The organism is Caballeronia sp. LZ008 (genome assembly GCF_031451435.1).
Taxonomy (GTDB): domain Bacteria; phylum Pseudomonadota; class Gammaproteobacteria; order Burkholderiales; family Burkholderiaceae; genus Caballeronia; species Caballeronia zhejiangensis.
This window is the reverse complement of record NZ_JARUXK010000001.1, coordinates 2634507-2654959: the sequence shown is the minus strand read 5'-3', so window position 1 is coordinate 2654959 and position 20453 is coordinate 2634507. Positions and strand designations below refer to the sequence as shown.

The window sequence follows — 20453 nt, the reverse complement described above, 5'->3', positions numbered from 1 at the left end:
TACGGAACTAGCGACCCGCCTCCGCCAGCGCATCGATGCGCGCCCGCATGCGCCGCCAGTGCGAGCCTTCCCAGAACACGCGATGGCACACATCGCAGGTCACGAAGCGCGCATGCCGCTCACGTACGCCCTCGGGCACGCGGCCGTCGATCTCGCCGGGCGCGGCCGGACGCAATGGCGCGTTGCACATCAGGCAGAGACGGAACGCGCGGACGTGCGGCGCGAGATCGAAGCGCTCCGAGACTTCGCGGAACTGTTCGTCGGCTTGCAGGGTCCGCACGTAGCATCCGCGCAAGACGGTGCGGCGCTTGAGCAATTCGCGATCGCGCGTGAGCACGATGCGCGCTTCGTCCTGCGCGAGCTGCTCGATTTCATCGTCGGGGAAGTTGTTGTCGTAGCGCGTGTCGAAGCCCGCCAGTCGCAGCAATTGCGCGAGTCCGCCGAGATGCGCATCGGCGATGAAACGCAGGTCCGCGGCGTCGAGCGGCGGGCGCAGCAGCAGCGCGCCGTTCTCCATTCCGGCGGGCGCGTGACGCGCGGGATAAACCTCGATGAGATCGTCCGGCTCGATCGGGGCGTCGAATCCAACCGCGCGGCCGGCCTTCACGATCAGATCGACTTCGGTATGCGGCACGCCGAGCGCCTCGATCATGTGCTTGATCGACGAAGACTTCGCGCACGCGCACGCGAACGTGTGCCCGCGCAGGGATCGAGCGAGGAAATCGTTCAGTTCGCGATGGAAGTGAAAGCGCGCCTTGACCATGCAGCAGTATGGCATTGCGCGCTTCTGCGCGCTTTCCGGCGATGTGCTTTACTGGCGCTCGGTCCGCGCGGCATTGCGCGCGCGGCAAGCGGACAAGGCAAAGGAGCACACGAGCATGGATATCGGATTCATCGGATTGGGGGAAATGGGCGGCGCGATGGCGGAGCGCGCGCTCAAGGCGGGGCACAGCGTGCGCGTCTGGAATCGCTCGCGCGACAAAACGCGCGCGCTCGCGGATCAGGGCGCGTCGGTCGTCGATACGCCCGAGCAGGCTTTCGCCGGCGACGCCGCGTTCTCCATGCTCGCCGACGATACCGCGCTGCGCTCCGTGCTCGTCGATGGCGGCCTGCTCAAGCACGCGCCGAAAGGCCTGGTGCACGTCAACATGGCGACGATCTCGGCGGCGCTCGCCACCGAGCTCGCCGAATTGCACGCGCAGCACGGCGTCGCGTATGTCGCCGCGCCGGTGCTCGGCCGGCCGGACGTCGCGGCGGCGGGCAAGCTCAACATTCTCGCGGCGGGCGCGAGCGAAGCGATCGACCGTGTGCAGCCCGTCCTCGATGCGCTCGGCCAGAAAACGTGGCGCGTCGGCAGCGAGCCGCAGCACGCGAACGTGCTCAAGCTCGCCGCGAATTTCATGCTGGCGTCGGCGATCGAGAGCTTCGGCGAGGCGGCGGCGCTCGTGAGCGGCCACGGCATCGAATCGCAGACGCTGCTCGACGTCATCACGAATTCGCTGTTTCCGGGTCCGGTGTACCAGGGCTACGGGAAGATGATCGCCGAGCGGCGCTACGAGCCCGCGCTCTTCAAGGCGCGTCTCGGACTAAAGGACGTGCGTCTCGCGATCGCCGCGGGCGATGCCGTCAACGTGCCGCTGCCGGTGGCGAGCGTCGTGCGCGACAACCTCGTCGATGCGCTCGCCCACGGCGACGGCGAGAAGGATTTCGCCGTGCTCGGTCAGGTGGCCGCGCGCCGCGCGGGGCGCGAGTCGTAAATCGATGTCGTGGAAGGCGGTCAAACGGCATAATTCGAATCCCGTTTCCGTCCTTGCCACGCCGTAATGAGCGTGCATCTCTGGTGGCTGTTCGTCGCCACCGTCTTCGTCGTATCCGCGATTCCCGGCCCCAACATGCTGCTCGTCATGACGCACGGCGCACGGCATGGTCTCGAGCGCTCGACCGCCACCATGGCCGGCTGTCTGACGGCGCTCGTCATCATGTTGTCGGTGTCGGCGGCGGGGTTGGGCGTGTTTCTCGAAGCGTGGCCGCGCCTCTTCGACACGCTGCGTCTGATCGGCGCGGCGTATCTCGTCTGGCTCGGCGTGAAAAGCTGGCGCGCCAAGGCGGGCGCGATCGACGTGCGCGACGAAACCGGCGGCGCGCATGCTTTCAGACCCTTCACGCTTTTTCGCAACGGCTTTCTCGTCGCGAGCAGCAATCCGAAGGCGATTCTCTTTGCGGCGGCGCTGCTGCCGCAGTTCATCGATGCAAGCCGGCCGGTCTTGCCGCAATTCGCGGTGCTCGTGTCGACGTTCGCCGTCATCGAGGTGAGCTGGTACGCCGTGTACGCGGGGCTCGGCGCGCGCATCGGCGACAAACTGAAAAGCGCGAGCGTCGCGCAGGTGTTCAACCGGCTGACGGGCGGCGTGTTCGTCGGCTTCGGCGCGATGATGGCGCTCGTGCGTCACTAACGCGCTTCCAAACGTCTGCAAAAACGGGTGCGTGACTTGCTGCCGTTTTCAGTGCTTCATTCGCTTTCGAACAGACATACGCGAATCGGCAGCGCATAGTCGCGCTCGCCGGTTCGCGGCGAAACGAAAAGAACAGCTAAAAGGAGGCGCTCATGGATGAGACAGGCCGACGCGCCGTTTTCGCCGCGCTCTTGCCGCTCTGCTTCGGCATGCTTTCGACGACGTGCGCGCGCGCCGACGACACGCCGAATCCGTGCGATGCGCTCAAACGCGTGCTGTCCGCCGCGCCGAATTTCTCGTCGCTTTCCGCTTTCGACGGCCGCGCGATCGCGCTTCCCTACGGCGACGACGCGAAGTGCGCCGCTTCGCAAACCAACTATCGATGCACATGGACGCCGCGCGGCGGATCGAGCGCGGATGCGCTGCAGGGCGTCGCGGCGGACATCGCCTCGTGCGTGCCCGACGCGACGCACGATCAGAATTCGCCCGCGCGCCAGCACTTCTATCTGGGCGCACGCGGTGCGCGCACCGAGATTACGGCGGCGCAGGCCGGGTCGAACAAGCTGACACTCGAAATTTACGGTTCCCGCTGAGGCCATCATGAGCAAGCGCATCCTGATAGCCGACGACGACGACGATGCGCTCGCCGGTCTCGCGAACTTGCTGACCGGCATGGGCCACGAGGTCGCGCTCGCGGCGAACGGCGCGCAGGCTGTGGAAGTCGCCGCGCAGTTCGACCCCGAAGTCGTGATCCTCGATCTCGGCATGCCGCTCGTCGACGGACTTGCGGCGGCGCGCCAGTTGCGCAAGCTGCCGAACGGCCACGCGTTGATGCTCGTCGCGCTCACCGGCTGGGGGCAGCCCCAGCATCGAGAAATGACGCTCGACGCAGGTTTCGACATGCATCTCGTCAAGCCGATTTCCGCGGATCAGCTCCAGTTCATCCTTTCGATGATGCAGCCCTGAGTTTCGTCGGCGTGTCGGGCGTCAGCCCGTTGCGACGGTCATGTTGCGATGCACCAATATTCTTGGTATATTTACTCCTGTCTCCTCCATGTCTCCACTGATATGGATTCAGCCCGTCAACCTTGGCGGGCTTTTTTTCGTCAGTACATTCCGATGCTGCGCCGCACCGACTGATACGAAAAAGGCCGATTCGCCCCCTAGGCGAGTCGGCCTTTTTTGATTCGGCTGAAGCTCGATCAGCGGGCGAGCCCCGTCTCTTCGTCGGCGCCGATCGCGAGATTCATACACTGGATCGCCGCGCCCGACGCGCCCTTGCCCAGATTGTCGAGGCGCGCCACGGTCACGAAGCGCTCGTCGTTGCCGAACACGAAAATATCGACGCGGTTCGTTTCGTTGCACGCCTGAACGTCGAAGAAGCCGGCGTCGAGGTTACTCTCAGCGTCGAACGGCATGACGCGCACGAAGGGCTCGTTGTTGTAATACTCGGCGAGCATGTCGCGCACGTCCTGCGGCTTCGCCGGGCGCGCGAGCTGGTCCGGCGAGAAATACGTCGTCACGGCGAGACCTTTCAGGAACGGTCCGACGATCGGCGTGAAGACCGGCGCGCGTTTCAGACCCGTGCGCACCGACATTTCCGGCAGATGCTTGTGCGTCAGGCCGAGCGCATACGGGCGCGGGCTCATCAGCTTGTCGTCGCCGCCTGCTTCGTACTCCGCGATCATCTTCTTGCCGCCGCCGCTGTAGCCGGTGATCGAATAGGCGTGAGCGTGGAAATCGGCGGGCACGAGGCCGCCCGCGACGAGCGGCTGCACCGACAGCACGAACGCCGACGCGTGGCAACCCGGCACCGCGATGCGCTTCGCCGTGCGCAGGCGCTCACGCTGCGCGCGCGACAACTCCGGCAGACCGTACGCCCAGTCGTCCTGCGTGCGGAACGCCGTGCTGGCGTCGATCATCACGGTGCGCGTGTTGTCCGGCGCGACGAGCGAAACCGACTCGCGCGACGCGACATCCGGCAGGCACAGGAACGTCACGTCCGATGCGTTGATGAGGCGGCGGCGCTCCTCCACGTCCTTGCGCTTCGCATCCTCGATGCGCAACACTTCGATGTCACGGCGCTGCGACAGATATTCGAAAATCTTCAGGCCGGTGGTGCCTTCCTGTCCGTCGACAAATACTTTCGTGGTCATCTCGATCTCGCTGGTTCGTGCGGGCGCTCGCCGCAAAACGGACATTTTAGTGCGAATTCGAGGCGGACTGATGTCCGTCGTTGTCGACGGCGGCGCGATCGCCGATCCAGCGCGCCGTCACAGCCGCGACGCGCGCGCCGAAAACCTTCGCCGTCTCCAGATCGCCGATCGGCGGCGCTTCCTCCGGCGAGGCATCCGCGGGCGATTGCGTGAGCAGCCCGGTGAATCCGCCGACGAAATTCAGGTCGTTGCGCGTGGCCGCCTTCGTGTTCGACGGCATCATGCCCGTGCCGACCCAGACCATGCCGTGCTGCATGGCGAGCGTTACGAAATACGAGATCGTCAGGAATTTATCGCCGTTCATGTGCGCCGAATTCGTGAAGCCGGCCGCGATCTTGTCCTTCCATTTCTGCGCGAACCACGGTTTCGAGCTTGCATCGGCGAATTTCTTGAAATCGGCGGACGGCCCGCCCATGTAGGTCGGCGCGCCGAAAACGATGGCGTCGGCGGCGTCGAGTTCGGCCCAGCCAGCGTCGTCGAGCTCGCCGACGGCGATCAGCTTCACGTTCGCGCCGGCGTCCGTTGCGCCGCCGAGCACGGCGTCCGCGACCTTCTTCGTGTGGCCGTAGCCGCTGTGATAAACGATGACGATGTTCGGCATGGTGTCCCCGAGGTCGGTCCGTGCGCGGCGGCACACGCCGAAGGCGCGCCGTGCGGACGGTTCGGGCCAGTCTAGCAAGAACAATTTTTGACCGACCGGCGCGACCGCACGGTTCTCGACGTCCGACTATCGCCCGTATGTGAAGGTGAGTCGCGCGCTGGCGATGGCCATTGTGCGGATTTCGTGTTCGAACATGAGTGCGGGCGTGCCCTGGCGCAAGCGCAGATCGGCGCTGTTGAGCGCGTACACGGTCACGATGTAGCGATGCGGCTTGCCGGGCGGCGGGCAGGGGCCGCCGTAGCCGTCCGTGTCCCAGTCGTTGCGCGCTTCGATGGCGCCCAGCTTGCGCAGCGCGCCCGAAGCGCTCGCGTTGTTCGGCAGCCGATCCGTGCCGGCGGGAATGCCGGCGACGGCCCAGTGCCACCATCCGCGCCCCGGCGCGTCGGGGTCGAAGATGGTCACGGCGAAGCTGCGCGCGTTCGAAGGCGCGCCATGCCAGGAAATTTGCGGCGAGCGGTTGCCGCCCTTGCACTCGGATTGATCGAAAAGCAGATCGCGCCCGATAGTCTTGCCCGGCGCGAGATCCGTACTGGTCACGGTGAAGACGGGATCGGCCGCAGCGTCGCGCGAAATGGGAAAAACCGCCGCCGCCAAGGCGATGAACAGTACTGATACGACATGGCCACTCGAACTCACGCGTCGGCCGGTGAGGCGCATGGGCTGAACTCCTGTCAGTATCGCCGCGCGTTATAGCAGCGTTTCGCTGGCCGCAACGATGTTTTTTGTCTCAGTGATGCGCTTCGAACCAGCTTGCAGTTTAACATTGCAACAAAGCATTAAAGCTTGGATTCCTTGGGACTTAACCGATGGCGCATTGTGCGCTCGCAGGTTTGGACGTAGTGAAAGCAGCGCCTTGACGGCGACGACTTCCGACTCTATTGAATGTAGAAATGAGTAATTCGATGCAGATTCGCGCGGCAACAAATCGACTGAAATACAGGAGAGTTAAATGAGCCAGCGAATAAAAGTCATTATCGCAGACGACCATCCGGTGATCCTTTTCGGCGCGACGCAGGCGCTCAACAAGTTTCCGGAGGTTGACGTCGTCGGGCAGGCGCGTCAGTCGACCGAACTCATCCAGTTGCTTCAGAAGTCTCCCTGCGACGTTCTCGTCACCGATCTCGCCATGCCCGGCGGTTCGTACGGCGACGGCATGCCCTTGCTCGGCTACATCGGACGGCAGTTCCCGCGGGTCAAACTCGTCGTGCTGACGATGCTCGAGAATCCGGCGTTGCTCAAACGTTTGCGCGAGGTCGGCGTGATGTCGATCATCAACAAGGCCGACGACATGAATCACATCGGCTGGGCGATCCAGCACGTGATGCGCGGCCAGGAATACCTCGGGCCGTCGGTGAAGGTCGCGCTCGACAGCATGGGCCTCGGCGCGAGCGGGCAGCAGCGCAGCGTCATCCTGTCCAAGCGCGAGCTCGAAGTGGTGCGCCTGTTCGTCTCGGGCATGACGATCACCGAAATTGCGGCTCAATTGCGGCGCAGTATCAAGACGATCAGCACGCAAAAGAATACGGCGATGCGCAAACTCGGCATCGAGCGCGATTCGGAATTGTTTCAGTACGCGCAAAGCAACGGATTAATGAACCTGTCGGCGTATTCCGGCGACGGCTCGCTCGACGATTCCTCGCTTTCCAATCCGAACTCGCTCTAGTTCGTCCGCTTGCAGAATTAAAAAAACCGCTGAGTTTAATCAGCGGTTTTTTGCATTTTCATTGCCTTGCGACTGTCAATATTTATTGCGGAGCCGCAGTTGCGCCGCCGTGCGCGGCCGACCATTCCGCCGGCGCATGCAGGAATTTCTCGACTTCATCGAGCGTCTTCGTCTCGAAATAGCCCTGTTCCTTCGCGACGCGCAGCACGTCCCACCATGTGGCGAGCGCGTGCAGATCGACGTCGATGTCCTTCAGCACGGACACGCTTTCCTTGAAGATGTTGTAGTGGAAGAGCACGAAGCAGTGATTCACCGTCGCGCCCGCGGTGCGCAGCGCGTTGATGAAGTTGATCTTGCTGCGGCTGTCGGTGGTCAGGTCCTCGACCAGCAGCACGCGCTGGCCTTCGGTCAGCAAACCTTCGATCTGCGCGTTGCGGCCGAAGCCCTTCGGCTTCTTGCGCACATATTGCATCGGCACCATCAGGCGATCGGCGATCCACGCCGCGAACGGGATGCCAGCGGTCTCGCCGCCGGCGACCGCGTCGATCTGCTCGTAGCCGACGTCGCGCAGAATGGTCGCTTCGGCCATCTCCATCAGGCCGCGGCGCACGCGCGGGTAGGAGATCAGCTTGCGGCAATCGATATACACGGGACTCGCCCAACCGGACGTAAAGATGTACGGTTTTTCCGCGTTGAAGTGCACCGCCTGCACTTCGAGCAACATCTTGGCGGTGGTGTCGGAGATCGTCTGGCGATCGAAGCCTGTCATGGGCGAATCCTTGGACTTGTGTGGCGCTTGGAAAGCGGGAGGCGGCCGCGCGGGCCCTGGCGCATGGATCGACGCGGAAAGAGCATTCCTTTCGGATGGCTTTTGGCGTTTCCTGCGCGCGTGTCGACGGGACTTGGCGCTTCGGCGCCTTAGTTCGGCGCGTTAGTTCGGCGCCTTAAGGCCGTCCCATGCACAGCTAGCCCGCCATTTTACCCGAGGCGGCGAGGCGGGGCGAATTGTTTGCAGGTTGTGAAGCCGCGCCGCTCGCGCGTAAACTCGCGGCGCCGTTGCGCAACTTCACATCGCCGATGACATCCGTTCCCTCTACACAAGATTCCAGCGTCGCGCCCACGCGCCACGCGCTGCAGGCGCTCATCGCGTCCGTTCTCGGCTACGCGATGGACGGCTTCGATCTGCTGATTCTAGGCTTCATGCTGCCCGCGATCGCCGCCGACCTGCATCTCACGCCCGCGCAATCCGGCGCGCTCGTCACGTGGACGCTCGCCGGCGCGGTCGCGGGCGGCATCGTGTTCGGCATGCTGTCCGACTATTTCGGCCGCGTCCGCATGTTGACCTGGACGATTCTCGTGTTCGCCGTCTTCACCGGTTTATGCGCGCTCGCGCAGGGCTATGGCGATCTGCTGATTTACCGCACCATCGCCGGGATCGGGCTGGGCGGGGAATTCGGCATCGGCATGGCGCTCGTCGCCGAGGCGTGGCCCGCGCGTTTGCGGGCGCGCGTGTCGTCGTATGTCGGAATCGGCTGGCAACTGGGCGTGCTCGCCGCCGCGCTCGTCACGCCGTTGCTCCTCCCCCTGATCGGCTGGCGCGGCATGTTCGCGGTGGGGCTGCTGCCGGCGGTGGCGTCGTTTTTCGTGCGGCGGCATGTGGAGGAACCCGCGCTCTTCACCGAACGCCGCGCGGCCGCGAAAGCGAACCGCGCCCGCAAGCTGCCGCTCAAACGTCTCTTCGACGACGCCCGCACCGCGCGCGCGAGCATCGGCGTCATCATTCTGTGCTCGGTGCAGAACTTCGGCTATTACGGGCTGATGATCTGGCTACCGAGCTATCTGTCGAAGACGTTCGGCTACTCGCTCACGAAATCCGGTCTCTGGACCGCGGCCACCGTGCTCGGCATGGCGCTCGGCATTTGGCTGTTCGGTCTCGCGGCGGATCGCTTCGGGCGCAAGCCCGCGTTTCTCGTCTATCAGATCGGCGCGGTCGCGATGGTCTTCGTCTACTCCAATCTGACGAGCCCGTCCGCGTTGCTGATTGGCGGCGCGGTGATGGGCGTGTTCGTGAACGGCATGCTCGGCGGCTACGGCGCGCTGATCTCCGAAATCTATCCGACCGAAGCGCGCGCGACAGCGCAGAACGTGCTGTTCAACATCGGGCGCGCGGTGGGCGGTCTGGGACCGGTCGCGGTCGGCGCGCTGGCGGCGCGCTATTCGTTCGCGGTCGCGCTCGCGTTCCTCGCGTCGATCTATCTGCTCGATGTCATCGCGACGCTCTTTCTGATCCCCGAAAAGCGCGGCGCCGAGCTCGTCTGAGCGTGCTTCATCGGACGAAATTGCGCTGAAACGTTGCATCGCGTCATTTCAAGTGCGCGGTGTACACTGGACGTCCCAAAAAAACCAAGGCTCCGTCCGCTCGTCACATCCTTCCGAGCGGCACGTTGCGTCTATCCGACGTGCCGAGCCGTGATACTTGGTCCATCGATTCACATTTCCGCATTCATTGCAGCACGGTCGACGGCAGTGTGAACCCTGTTCAAATAATTCCCAAACGTCTCAGGTCAATCATGGACGAACAACTCAAGCAAAGCGCCCTCGCGTATCACCAGAATCCCCGCCCCGGCAAGATTTCGGTTACTCCGACCAAGCCGCTATCCAACCAGCTCGATCTCTCGCTCGCGTATTCGCCGGGCGTCGCGGCCGCTTGCATGGCGATCTACGACGAACCGCTCGACGCGCAGAAGTACACGTCGCGGGCGAATCTCGTCGGCGTCGTGACGAACGGCACGGCCGTGCTGGGACTCGGCAACATCGGCCCGCTCGCGGCCAAGCCGGTGATGGAAGGCAAAGGGTGCCTGTTCAAGAAGTTCGCGGGCATCGACGTGTTCGACATCGAGTTGGCTGAAACCGATCCGGACAAACTCGTCGATGCGATCGCGATGCTCGAACCGACGCTCGGCGGCATCAATCTCGAAGACATCAAGGCGCCGGAATGCTTCTATATCGAGAAGAAGCTGCGCGAGCGCATGAAGATTCCCGTTTTCCATGACGATCAGCACGGCACGGCGATCATCGCTTCGGCGGCGATTCTCAACGGCCTGAAAGTGGTCGGCAAGAAGCTCGAGGAAGTGAAGCTCGTCTGCTCGGGCGCGGGCGCGGCGGCGATCGCGTGTCTGGATCTGCTCGTGCATCTGGGTTTGAAGAAGTCGAACACGCTCGTGATCGATTCGAAGGGCGTGATCTACGAAGGCCGCGGCAATCTGGATGCGTCGAAGGAGCGCTATCAGGCGTCGACCGACGCGCGCACCCTCGCCGATGCGATGCACGGCTGCGACGTGTTCCTCGGCTGTTCCAGCGCGGGCGTGCTGAAGGCCGAGATGGTCCAGACGATGGCCGACAAGCCGCTGATTCTCGCGCTCGCGAATCCCGAGCCGGAAATCCGCCCGGAAGAAGCGAAGCGCGTGCGTCCGGACTGTATCGTCGCGACGGGCCGTTCGGACTATCCGAACCAGGTCAACAACGTGCTGTGCTTTCCGTTTATCTTCCGCGGCGCGCTGGATGTCGGCGCGACGACGATCACCGAAGAGATGAAGCTCGCGTGCGTGCGCGCGATCGCGGAACTCGCCGAAGAGACCGATCAGGGCGATGAAGTCGCGAAGGCATACGAAGGTCATTCGCTGGAATTCGGTCCGGAATATCTGATTCCGAAGCCGTTCGATCCGCGCCTCATCATCAAGATCGCGCCGGCTGTCGCGCAAGCCGCGATGGATTCGGGCGTGGCGACGCGTCCGATCAAGGACATGGACGCGTATCGCGAGACGCTCGGCGCGACGGTGTATCGCACGGGCATGGTGATGCGCCCGGTGTTCGCGGCGGCGAAGGCGGCGCCGGCGCGCATCGCGTTCGCGGAAGGCGAGGACGAGCGCGTGCTGCGCGCCGCGCAGTTCGTGCTGCTGGAGAAGATCGCGAAGCCGATCATCATCGGGCGTCCGGCGGTTGTCGAGATGCGTCTGCAGAAGATGGGCTCGAAGCTGAAGCCAGGCGTCGATTTCGAGATCGTGAATCCGGAAGACGATCCGCGTTATCAGAAGAGCTGGCAGGCGTATCACGAGATCGCCGCGCGTCAGGGCGTGACGCCCGAAAGCGCGAAGGCCGCGCTGCGCAAGTTCAACACGCTGATCGGCGCGATTCTGGTTCATACCGGCGACGCGGACGGGATGATCTGCGGTCTCATCGACACGTATCAGGATCATCTGAAGTTCATCGATCAGGTGCTCGGCAAGGCCGAAGGCGCCAACAACTTCGCGGCGATGAACTTGCTGATGCTGCAAGGGCGCAATCTGTTCATCAGCGACACGTACGTCAATGAGACGCCGACGGCCGAACAACTCGCCGACATGACGATTCTCGCCGCGCGCGAGATCGAGCGTTTCGGCGTGCAGCCGAAGGTCGCGCTGCTGTCGAATTCGAACTTCGGCAGCGTGCCGAGCGCATCGGCGAGCCGGATGGCCGAAGCGCGCACGCTGATCGCCGAGCGCGCGCCGGATCTCGAAATCGACGGTGAAATGCACGGCGACGCGGCTTTGTCGGAAGCCGTGCGCAAGGCTTCGTTCCCCGGTACGACGCTGCATGGCGAGGCGAATCTGCTCATCATGCCGAACGTCGAGGCGGCGAACATCACGTATAACCTGCTCAAGATGGTGAGCGGCGAAGGCGTGACGGTCGGGCCGTTCTTGTTGGGTGCCGCGAAGCCGGTTCATATCCTCACGCCGGCGGCGACCGTGCGTCGGATCATCAATATGACGGCGGTGGCGAGCGCGAATGCGCGCGTGGCGAAGTAAGGTTTATTTGCTGCGCTGAAAGAAAAACGGCGATCCGGAAAGGATCGCCGTTTTTTTTGAGCCAGCGCGTCAGGCTACTTGTCGCTTTTGGTCACCCTGCGGATCGCGCCACCGTCCCAGCAACTTCTCCCACTTCAGCTTCGCGGCCTTCACGTTGTTTTCCTTGATGTGCCCATACCCGCGCATCGAATCCGGCAGATTCGCCAGTTCGATCGCGAGCGGCAGCTTCTCTGCCGTCAATCCGCCGATCAGCTCCTTCACCAGCGCTTCGTATTCGCCGATCAACGCGCGCTCCATCTTCCGCTCCTCCGTGCGTCCGAACGGGTCGAGCGCCGTCCCGCGCAGGAACTTGAAACGAGCGAGAACACGCATCGCGGACATCATCCACGGGCCGTACTGCTTCTTCACCAGATGCCCATGCGAATCCTTCTTCGACAAGGAAGGCGGCGCGAGATGCACCTTGATCTTCCAGTCGCCTTCGAAGCTCCCGCGAATCTTGTCGAGGAAAACCGGATCGGCATACAGGCGCGCGACTTCGTACTCGTCCTTATAAGCCATGAGCTTGTGAAGATTCTTCGCGACAGCTTCCGTCAACGAATAATCACCGGTTCCGAGTTCCGCTTCCTTCGCGCGCACCGACGCGACCAGCCGCCCATACCGCGCCGCATAAGCCGTGTTCTGATACTTCGCGAGATAGTCGAGCCGCTTGTCGATGAGCGTATCGAGCGCCTTCGGCGTATGCAGCGCAATGATCTTGCCCGGCGCGTCTTGCGTTTGCGTCCCGTGAGCGAGCCGCGTAACCGACGAAAGATCGTGCGCCGCGCGTCGTCCCCATTCGAACGCCGCGAGATTCTTCTCGACCTGCACCGCGTTCAATTCGATCGCGCGCACCAGCGATTCATGCCGCAGCGGCACCCAGCCCTTCTGCCACGCAAACCCGAGCACGAACGGATTCGTATAAATCGCGTCGCCCATCAGCGCGACGGCGAAGCGGTTGGCATCGACGAGCGCGACGTGCTCGCCCGCCGCCGCGCGGATATCCGCCTCGGCGCTCGCGCCCGGAAAGCTCCAGTTCGGATTCTTGATGAACTCGGCGGTCGGCGTTTGCGCGCTGTTCACGACGACACGCGTGTGGTCCGGCTGCATCCGCGAGCCGCATTCGTTGCTCGCGGTCACGATCGCGTCGCAGCCGATGACGAGATCCGCCTCGCCCATCGCGATGCGCGTCGCGTGGATATCGGCAGGACGATTCGCGATCTGCACGTGGCTCATCACGGCGCCGCCTTTCTGCGCGAGACCGGTGACGTCGAGCACGGTGACGCCTTTCTGCTCCAGATGCGCCGCCATGCCGAGCAGCGCGCCGATCGTCACGACGCCCGTTCCGCCGACGCCCGTCACCAGCACGCCATACGGCCGCCCGATTTCCGGCAGCTCGGGCGTGGGCACGGCGGGCATCGCATCGCTCGCGACGCTCGTCGCCTTCGGTTTCTTCAACTGCCCGCCTTCCACCGTGACGAAGCTCGGGCAGAAGCCGTTCAGACACGAATAGTCCTTGTTGCACGTCGACTGGTTGATCTGCCGCTTCGTGCCGTACTCGGTTTCGAGCGGTTCCACCGACAGGCAATTCGACTTCACCGAGCAATCGCCGCAACCTTCGCACACGGCCTCGTTGATGACGACGCGCTTCGCCGGATCGGGAAACGCGCCGCGTTTGCGGCGACGCCGTTTCTCGGTGGCGCAGGTCTGGTCGTAGATCAGGATCGACGTGCCCGGAATGTCGCGCAACTGGCGCTGGATATCGTCGAGTTCATCGCGATGATGCACGTCGATGCCCGGCGCGAGTCCGACGTTCGCCGTGTACTTCTCCGGCTCATCCGTGACGATGACGATCTTCGCCGCGCCTTCCGCCGCGAGCTGATGCGTGATCTGCGGCACGGTCAGCACGCCGTCGACGGGCTGGCCGCCCGTCATCGCGACGGCATCGTTGTAAAGAATCTTGTAGGTGATGTTCACCTTCGCCGCGATCGCCGCGCGGATCGCGAGCAGGCCCGAATGGAAGTACGTGCCGTCGCCGAGATTCGCGAAGACGTGCTTGTCGTTCGAGAACGGCGCCTGGCCGACCCACGCGACGCCTTCGCCGCCCATCTGGCTGAACGTGCTCGTGTTGCGGTCCATCCAGACCGTCATGTAGTGACAGCCGATTCCGGCCATCGCGCGCGATCCTTCCGGCACGTTCGTCGACGTATTGTGCGGACAGCCCGAGCAGAACCACGGCTTGCGCTCCGCCTCGACGCGCGGCCGCGCGAGCGATTTTTCCTTCGCGTCGATCACGGCGAGGCGCGTCGCGATGCGCGCACGCACGTCGGCGGGGAGATCGAACTTTTCGAGGCGCGTGGCGATCGCCTTCGCGATGATCGCGGGCGACAGCTCGTAGTGCGCGGGCAGAAGCCAGTTGCCCATCGGCACGGACCATTCGCCGCCGGCGCCGTCTTTCTCGTCGAACTTGCCGTAGACGCGCGGACGTTGGGCATCCGGCCAGTTGTACAGCTCTTCCTTGATCGCGTATTCGAGAATCTGGCGCTTTTCTTCGACGACGAGAATCTCTTCCAGCCCGCGCGCGAATTCCTGCGCGCCTTGCGCTTCCAGCGGCCACACGCAGCCGACCTTGTAGAGACGAATGCCGATTTGCGAACACGTCGCGTCATCGAGGCCGAGATCGGTCAGTGCCTGACGCACGTCGAGATACGCCTTGCCGCCGGTCATGATGCCGAAGCGCGCGTGCGGCGAATCGATCTCCACGCGGTCGAGCTTGTTCGCACGCACATAGGCCAGCGCCGCGTACCACTTGTAGTCGAGCAGACGCGCTTCCTGCACGAGCGGCGGATCGGGCCAGCGGATGTTCAGGCCGCCGTCGGGCATCGCGAAATCGGTGGGCAGCACGATTTGCGTGCGATGCGGATCGATATCGACCGAAGCCGACGACTCGACGACATCTGTTACGCATTTCATCGCGACCCACAGGCCGGAGTAGCGCGACATCGCCCAGCCGTGCAGGCCGAAATCGAGATATTCCTGCACGTTCGACGGAAACAGCACCGGCAGTCCGCACGCCTTGAAAATGTGCTCCGACTGATGCGCGAGCGTCGACGATTTCGCGGCGTGATCATCGCCGGCGAGCACGAGAACGCCGCCGTGCTTTGCGGAGCCAGCGGAGTTGCCGTGCTTGAAGACATCGCCCGAGCGATCGACGCCCGGACCTTTGCCGTACCACATCGAGAAAACGCCGTCGTATTTGGCGCTCGGGTACAGGTTGACTTGCTGCGAGCCCCACACGGCGGTGGCGGCCAGATCTTCGTTCACGCCCGGCTGAAACACGATCTGATGCCCGGCGAGATGCTTCTTCGCCTTCCAGAGGGACTGATCGAGACCACCGAGGGGAGAACCGCGATAACCGGAGATGAATCCGGCCGTATTGAGACCAGCGGCTTTGTCGCGCTCTTGCTGGAGCATCGGCAGACGCACCAGCGCCTGGATGCCGCTCATGTAGGCGCGGCCGCGTTCGAGCGTGTATTTGTCGTCGAGCGTGACGGACTTCAGCGCGGCTTCTAGCGAAGCTCTCTGTTCTGCGTCTAGCGGGGCGTTCATTATGTGTCTTCCTCCACCCGAGGTTTGGGATCACCAAAGCATGTTTCGGGCCGTCGCGTCTTATGAACGGTCGGGCCGGGATTCCAGTTTGCCGGTCTAAGGGTTTTCGAGACAGTGGGACAAACCCGTTAAAAATTCCTCGCTTGGTTGCGCTTTGCGTCAATTCCTTGACGATTTGACCGTGATCGGGAAGGTTTTGTTACATCGTGTAAAACCGACCGATCTGCGGAACCCTGCCACTCATCCCTGTCTAAAATGGCGCTTCCGGAAATCCCGTGTCATCTTTTTAAGCACGTTTTGGCTTCCGAAAGCGAGTTGTACGCAAGCAGTTAGAAGGAGATAACGATGAAACAACGCCACATCCAGAGTTTCTTGATGGTTTCGGCAGCCTTTTTCGCCATTAGCGCGCCCGTTGGCGGCGCACGGGCGAATAATGCCTCGCCGTTCGGGGCGTCGTCGGTTGCACAGGTCGCGCAAGTGCGCGTTCAGTCGGTTCAGGCTGGCGCCCAACAGCGCCGCGAATCCGAAAGCAGCGACGACGAGACGGCGGGCTGACCCGATCGTCGCGGTCCGCGCCGACAAAGCGGGTCGCCGGAATGGAAAAAGGGACATGAAATTCATGTCCCTTTTTTTGTGCCCCTCGTATTTCTTAGCTCGCGGTGGTGTCCTTCAGCACGCCACGGCGCATTTGATCCAGTTCGATCGATTCGAACAGCGCCTTGAAGTTGCCTTCGCCGAAGCCCTGGTTGCCCTTGCGCTGAATGATCTCGAAGAAGATCGGCCCAATCTGGTTCTCCGTGAAGATCTGCAACAGGATTTCGTCCTTGGTGCCGTCGATCAGAATCTTGCGCTTTTTCAGTTCCGCGACGGATTCGCAATGCCCCGGCACGCGACGATCGACGAGTTCGTAATACGTGTCGATGGTATCGAGCAGCGCGATCTTCGCGCCGCGCAGTCCGTCGACGGTGCCGTAAATGTCGCCCGTGCCGAGCGCGATGTGCTGAATGCCTTCGCCGTGGTACGCGTCGAGATATTCCTGAATCTGGCCGGCGTTCTCCGAGCCTTCCTCGTTGATCGGAATGCGGATCTTGCCGCACGGCGAGGTCATCGCTTTCGACTTCACTGCCGTCACCTTGCCTTCGATATCGAAGTAACGCACTTCGCGGAAGTTGAAGAGCCGCTCGTAGAACTCCGCCCATTCGACCATGCGGCCGCGATGCACGTTGTGCGTCAGGTGATCGATATACGTGAGGCCGTGGCCGACCGGATTCTGCTCCGCGCCCGGGATCGGCTCGAAATCGACGTCGTAAATGCTGATATCGCCGATGCTGCCCGGCTGCGCGCCGTTCTTGCCGCGCCAGCGATCCACGAAATAGATCAGCGAATCGCCGATGCCCTTGATCGCCGGGATATTCAGCTCCATCGGACCGGTCTTGTTGTCGAAACCCCAGGCGCCGAGTTCGAGCGCGCGCTGATACGCCTTGGCGGCATCGGCGACGCGGAATGCGATCGCGCAGATCGACGGCCCGTGCAGACGCGCAAAGCGCTGCGCGAAGGAATCCGGCTCCGCGTTCACGATGAAGTTGATTTCCCCTTGCCGATACAGCGTCACATCCTTGTGACGATGCTTCGCGATCGCCGTGAAGCCCATCTGCTCGAACAGTTTCCCGAGCGCGACGGGATCCGGCGCGGTGTATTCGATGAACTCGAAGCCGTCGGTGCCGACGGGATTGTCCCAAGTCGTTGCGGTCATGCATGTCTCCTGATTGGCGTGCGGCGCGTGTGCGCGACGTGAAGACAGTTTAGTCAGATGGCGATGGCAAAAACTTGCGAAACAAATCGCGCATCCATAAGATTGCGCACGATACTGCTAATCGAGTGCATTCCGGAGCTATGAAATGGCCGAACCCGAATTGGACATGATAGACCGCCGCATTCTTGCGATCCTTCAGGAAAATGGCCGGCTGTCGAATCAGGAGATCGCCGAGCGCGTGAATCTGTCGCCGAGTCCGTGCTTGCGGCGCATCCGTCGGCTGGAGGAGATCGGCGTCATTCGCGGGTACGTCGCGTTGCTCGACGCAAAAAAACTCGGGCTCGGCTTGCTTGCCTATATCAACGTGCGTCTGGAAAAGCGCGGCGGCACGCAGGCCGCGGCGGGCACGCCGAAGGCGCCGACGCACGGCGATCTCTTTCGCGAAGCCGTGCGTTCATGGCCGGAAGTCGTCGCGTGCGACGCGATGACCGGCGAGATGGACTTTCTGCTGCGCGTGCAAGTGCGCGACATGGATGACTTTTCGCGCTTCGTGCAGGACGAGTTGCTGCATCATCCATCGGTGATCGACGTACGCTCGAGCTTCTCGCTGGAGCGCATCAAGGAGACGACGGTTCTGCCGTTGCGCTGAAATGAAAAAGGGCGGTCGATGCCGCCCTTGCTGGTCCCGCTCGCAGCGCACCCCGCGCTGTTCTCGATGATGGTTAAGCTGCGTCCGCCGTCGGAACGAACGCCTGAAAAACCTGCGACGCACGATGCGCCTGGCGCTTGATCGCGTAGTCGAACACGGCCGCTTGTTCCTGGAGCATTTCGGCCATGATGCTGGTCTGATCGGCCGGCGCGAGCGACAGATAGGCGTCCGCTTCGCCGTACGCGTACTCGATCTTCATGCCCGACTTCTTCGCGATGTGCATCATGGTCGAGTTGCGCGACAGGCAGTGCATGTAGAGCACCGACACGTGCGTGTTGCGGCTGCGCATGGCGGCGCGCTCGAAGAGCTTCGAGCCGACGCCGCGGCCGCGGGCGCTTTCGAGCACCGACACGCCGAACTCGGCGGTGCGCTTGTCGCCTTCGGCGGGCAGATAGGCCAGATGGCCGACGCCGATCAATTCCAGCGCGCTGCCGAAGACACCGAACACCTTGTCGTCCGCGAAATTGATGTTGCGCACGTAGTTCTCGATGACGTGGTCCGGCACGATCTGGCCGAACCGCAGAAGACGGTCGTCTTCATCGAGCGCGAGGAAGTGCGTGAGGAGACGCTCGCGATCCGCCGAAGACAACTCGCGGACGAGAACCGGCATACGCGCGTCTTTGAGCGGCTGATCGTGCGCGACGATCTGCTCGGCAGTGCGGTTGATAGTCAGTTCCACGGTCGTTTCTCCTTCGATTCGTCATGCAGCGTGCTGCAAAGCAAAACGAATTCTAGCCGATCTGGGAGAAGCGAGTACGGGAAAACCCTTAAAACCGATTAGGCGTGACGTTCTAAACGTGCGCTGAAATCAATTTAGGTCAATGAAATCAGTCGCTTAACAGATTGGCGTGAACGCAACGGTTCACCGACCGGTGAGTCTGTTGTGCCGCAGCATTTTCTAATGGTCGACGTTTAACCCATTTTCGATCATGTCGACGACCTGCTCGGCGAATTCGCTGTAGCCGAGCTTTCCGCCCGGCTTGAGCCAGGTGAACGTCCAGTTGATCATGCCGAACACCATCATCGTGAGGGCGGTCTGATTGTCCTTGGTCGCGCGTTTCGGATACGCGCGCGCCAGTTGTCGCGCGAACGCCGCCACGATGTCGCGCTGACGATCGAGGACGATTTCGCGCTGCGCCTCTTCGAGATACTTCACGTCGTTCAGCAGCGCAACGTGCCGGCTGTGCGACGTCTCATATTCGGCGAGGAACGCGCGCACGAGCTCGGCGAACGCCTCGCGCTCGCCCAGTCCGCGCCGCTGGCTCGCGCCTTCGACCTCCGCGATGATCAGCATCAGCCGCTTCGTGTAGCGATCGAGCAGATCGAAGAGGATCGCTTCCTTGCTCTCGTAATAGTGATAGAGGCGGGCTTTCGACGTGCCGCTCGCCGCGGCGAGATCGGCCATCGAGGTACTGGGATAGCTCGTCTGCGCGAATTTCGCGGCGGCGAGTTCGAGGATCTGTTCGCGTTGCGTCTCGTGATCGGGCGCTTTGGTACGGGCCATGTGTTCGAAGAATGCGTTCTTATAAATATGGATTCAGCGGCGCAGTTCGGCCTGACTGATTTCGGACGGCGTGCCGCGGATTTTAAGCCGTCCCGCCATCACGAGTTCGCGGCAACGCCAGAACGCGACGGCATCGGAGAGCAGGAAATCGAAGCGCTGTGCCATCGCCGCGCCGGCGATGCGGGCGGCCGGCTTCCATTCTGGACTGGCGAGATCGAGCAGCGCTTCGTCGACGTCGGTCCACGTTCCCGATACGAGCATGTTGTCGCGCAGCCGGCGCGTTTCCGCGTTGGCGTACTTCGCTTCCTGCCATTCGAGCGCGAGCCGGCTGATGCGCAGCACGGAAATGGGCGCGGCGGTCGGCAGCTTCGCGACCAGTTGCTTCGGCGAGAACATGCCGACGGCCGTCGCGCGGTCTTCGCGGCTGACGCGTTGCGGCTCGCTGTCGTCGGTTCCGATCGACAGATCGTCGTACGTGAGTTTTGCTTCGTTCAGGCGCTGCGGCGCATTGCGCAGATGATAGGCGACGCGTCGCAACGTGAGCTGATCCGCCGCGCTCTGACCGTGCCACACGACGATCTGTCCGTCGCCGCGCGCGAGGCGGGTGAAGAGCGCCTGTTGCTGTTCGAGTTCGTCTTCGAAGTCGATGCCGCTCGTTATGATCTGACGCCAGAACGTGGCGCGCGCGAGCACCGATTCGTCGATGTCCCTGAGCGGACCGACAGCGAGATCGTCGCGCAGCGCAATGACGCGCTCATCGCGTTCCGCGCGCAGCAGGGCTTCGGTGAGCGATTGGGCCGCGCTATCGCCATTCGTGACATGAATCGTGTTCATCGGTGTCGGCTGCCGGAAAGACGAAAGGACCGCTCGGGTGAGCGATCCTAGTTTACGCGAATCGAATGCCGGCGGGACGTCGCTTACCGCTCGTCGAAGCTCACAACCACGCGCTCGCTCACCGGATGGCACTGGCAGGTCAGCACGAAACCCTCATCGATCTCGTGTTGT

The 20453-nt window shown here is 62.9% G+C and carries 19 protein-coding genes; 9 read left to right on the top strand and 10 right to left on the bottom strand.

The genetic code is table 11. The annotated features are described in order from the left end of the window. Window positions 1-7 precede the first annotated feature (7 nt). Window positions 8-763 carry a Mut7-C ubiquitin/RNAse domain-containing protein gene (locus tag QCE49_RS12350; RefSeq protein ID WP_250460321.1) on the bottom strand — a complete coding sequence of 252 codons (756 nt, stop codon included), beginning with the start codon at window positions 761-763 and terminating at the stop codon, window positions 8-10. On the opposite strand from QCE49_RS12350, the gene QCE49_RS12345 reads away from it, so the two are divergent. From QCE49_RS12345 to QCE49_RS12330, 4 genes are all read left to right on the top strand, one after another. Beyond that, a complete protein-coding gene (locus QCE49_RS12345; RefSeq protein ID WP_279613006.1) occupies window positions 762-1757 on the top strand; it encodes an NAD(P)-dependent oxidoreductase in 996 nt (331 codons plus the stop codon). The two genes, QCE49_RS12350 and QCE49_RS12345, sit on opposite strands and share 2 nt — an antisense overlap. Window positions 1758-1823: 66 nt before the next feature. Beyond that, a complete protein-coding gene (locus QCE49_RS12340; RefSeq protein ID WP_250460303.1) occupies window positions 1824-2453 on the top strand; it encodes a LysE family translocator in 630 nt (209 codons plus the stop codon). 152 nt (window positions 2454-2605) lie between these two features. Next, window positions 2606-3046 carry a hypothetical protein gene (locus tag QCE49_RS12335; RefSeq protein WP_175979596.1) on the top strand — a complete coding sequence of 147 codons (441 nt, stop codon included), beginning with the start codon at window positions 2606-2608 and terminating at the stop codon, window positions 3044-3046. Window positions 3047-3053: 7 nt separating this feature from the next. Further along, window positions 3054-3419: a response regulator gene (locus QCE49_RS12330; RefSeq protein ID WP_008352689.1), complete on the top strand. Its 366-nt coding sequence runs from the start codon at window positions 3054-3056 to the stop codon at window positions 3417-3419. A gap of 236 nt (window positions 3420-3655) precedes the next feature. Here the strand turns inward: QCE49_RS12330 and argC are convergent, their stop codons facing one another. The 3 genes from argC to QCE49_RS12315 form a co-directional block, all read right to left on the bottom strand. Further along, window positions 3656-4609: an N-acetyl-gamma-glutamyl-phosphate reductase gene (argC, locus tag QCE49_RS12325; protein WP_008352692.1), complete on the bottom strand. Its 954-nt coding sequence runs from the start codon at window positions 4607-4609 to the stop codon at window positions 3656-3658. Between the two features lie 46 nt (window positions 4610-4655). Next, complete coding sequence (locus QCE49_RS12320) at window positions 4656-5270, bottom strand: flavodoxin family protein (protein WP_239295487.1); 615 nt, start codon at window positions 5268-5270, stop codon at window positions 4656-4658. Between the two features lie 126 nt (window positions 5271-5396). Then, window positions 5397-5987 (bottom strand): YbhB/YbcL family Raf kinase inhibitor-like protein, encoded by a 591-nt coding sequence (locus tag QCE49_RS12315; RefSeq protein ID WP_008352697.1) that lies wholly within the window; start codon window positions 5985-5987, stop codon window positions 5397-5399. Between the two features lie 292 nt (window positions 5988-6279). Here QCE49_RS12315 and QCE49_RS12310 point away from each other — a divergent pair, with 292 nt between their 5' ends. Then, window positions 6280-6993 (top strand): response regulator, encoded by a 714-nt coding sequence (locus QCE49_RS12310; protein ID WP_008352699.1) that lies wholly within the window; start codon window positions 6280-6282, stop codon window positions 6991-6993. Window positions 6994-7075: 82 nt separating this feature from the next. Here QCE49_RS12310 and QCE49_RS12305 read toward each other — a convergent pair whose 3' ends face one another. Next, complete coding sequence (locus QCE49_RS12305) at window positions 7076-7762, bottom strand: orotate phosphoribosyltransferase (protein ID WP_008352701.1); 687 nt, start codon at window positions 7760-7762, stop codon at window positions 7076-7078. 308 nt (window positions 7763-8070) lie between these two features. On the opposite strand from QCE49_RS12305, the gene QCE49_RS12300 reads away from it, so the two are divergent. Then, window positions 8071-9312, top strand: a complete 1242-nt coding sequence (locus QCE49_RS12300) for an MFS transporter (protein WP_250435327.1) — start codon at window positions 8071-8073, stop codon at window positions 9310-9312. Window positions 9313-9563: 251 nt separating this feature from the next. Continuing rightward, entirely contained in the window at window positions 9564-11837 is a 2274-nt protein-coding gene (locus tag QCE49_RS12295) for an NADP-dependent malic enzyme (RefSeq protein ID WP_250460305.1), read from the top strand. A 69-nt stretch (window positions 11838-11906) separates the two neighbouring features. Here QCE49_RS12295 and QCE49_RS12290 read toward each other — a convergent pair whose 3' ends face one another. Next, window positions 11907-15482 carry an indolepyruvate ferredoxin oxidoreductase family protein gene (locus QCE49_RS12290; protein WP_250460316.1) on the bottom strand — a complete coding sequence of 1192 codons (3576 nt, stop codon included), beginning with the start codon at window positions 15480-15482 and terminating at the stop codon, window positions 11907-11909. Between the two features lie 345 nt (window positions 15483-15827). Here QCE49_RS12290 and QCE49_RS12285 point away from each other — a divergent pair, with 345 nt between their 5' ends. Then, window positions 15828-16037 (top strand): hypothetical protein, encoded by a 210-nt coding sequence (locus QCE49_RS12285; protein WP_250460318.1) that lies wholly within the window; start codon window positions 15828-15830, stop codon window positions 16035-16037. 94 nt (window positions 16038-16131) lie between these two features. Here QCE49_RS12285 and hppD read toward each other — a convergent pair whose 3' ends face one another. After that, window positions 16132-17235, bottom strand: coding sequence for a 4-hydroxyphenylpyruvate dioxygenase (gene hppD / locus QCE49_RS12280; protein ID WP_008352709.1), 1104 nt, complete (start codon window positions 17233-17235; stop codon window positions 16132-16134). Window positions 17236-17380: 145 nt separating this feature from the next. Here hppD and QCE49_RS12275 point away from each other — a divergent pair, with 145 nt between their 5' ends. Next, window positions 17381-17884, top strand: a complete 504-nt coding sequence (locus tag QCE49_RS12275; RefSeq protein ID WP_008352710.1) for an Lrp/AsnC family transcriptional regulator — start codon at window positions 17381-17383, stop codon at window positions 17882-17884. Window positions 17885-17957: 73 nt separating this feature from the next. Here the strand turns inward: QCE49_RS12275 and QCE49_RS12270 are convergent, their stop codons facing one another. The 3 genes from QCE49_RS12270 to QCE49_RS12260 all read right to left on the bottom strand — a co-directional run bounded on the left by QCE49_RS12270 (window position 17958) and on the right by QCE49_RS12260 (window position 20282). After that, on the bottom strand, window positions 17958-18554 hold the full coding sequence (locus QCE49_RS12270) for a GNAT family N-acetyltransferase (protein WP_235366314.1): 597 nt from the start codon (window positions 18552-18554) through the stop codon (window positions 17958-17960). Window positions 18555-18842: 288 nt separating this feature from the next. Then, on the bottom strand, window positions 18843-19448 hold the full coding sequence (locus QCE49_RS12265) for a TetR/AcrR family transcriptional regulator (RefSeq protein ID WP_250460319.1): 606 nt from the start codon (window positions 19446-19448) through the stop codon (window positions 18843-18845). Window positions 19449-19481: 33 nt separating this feature from the next. Then, complete coding sequence (locus QCE49_RS12260; RefSeq protein WP_034473234.1) at window positions 19482-20282, bottom strand: DUF1835 domain-containing protein; 801 nt, start codon at window positions 20280-20282, stop codon at window positions 19482-19484. Between the last annotated feature and the right edge of the window lie 171 nt (window positions 20283-20453).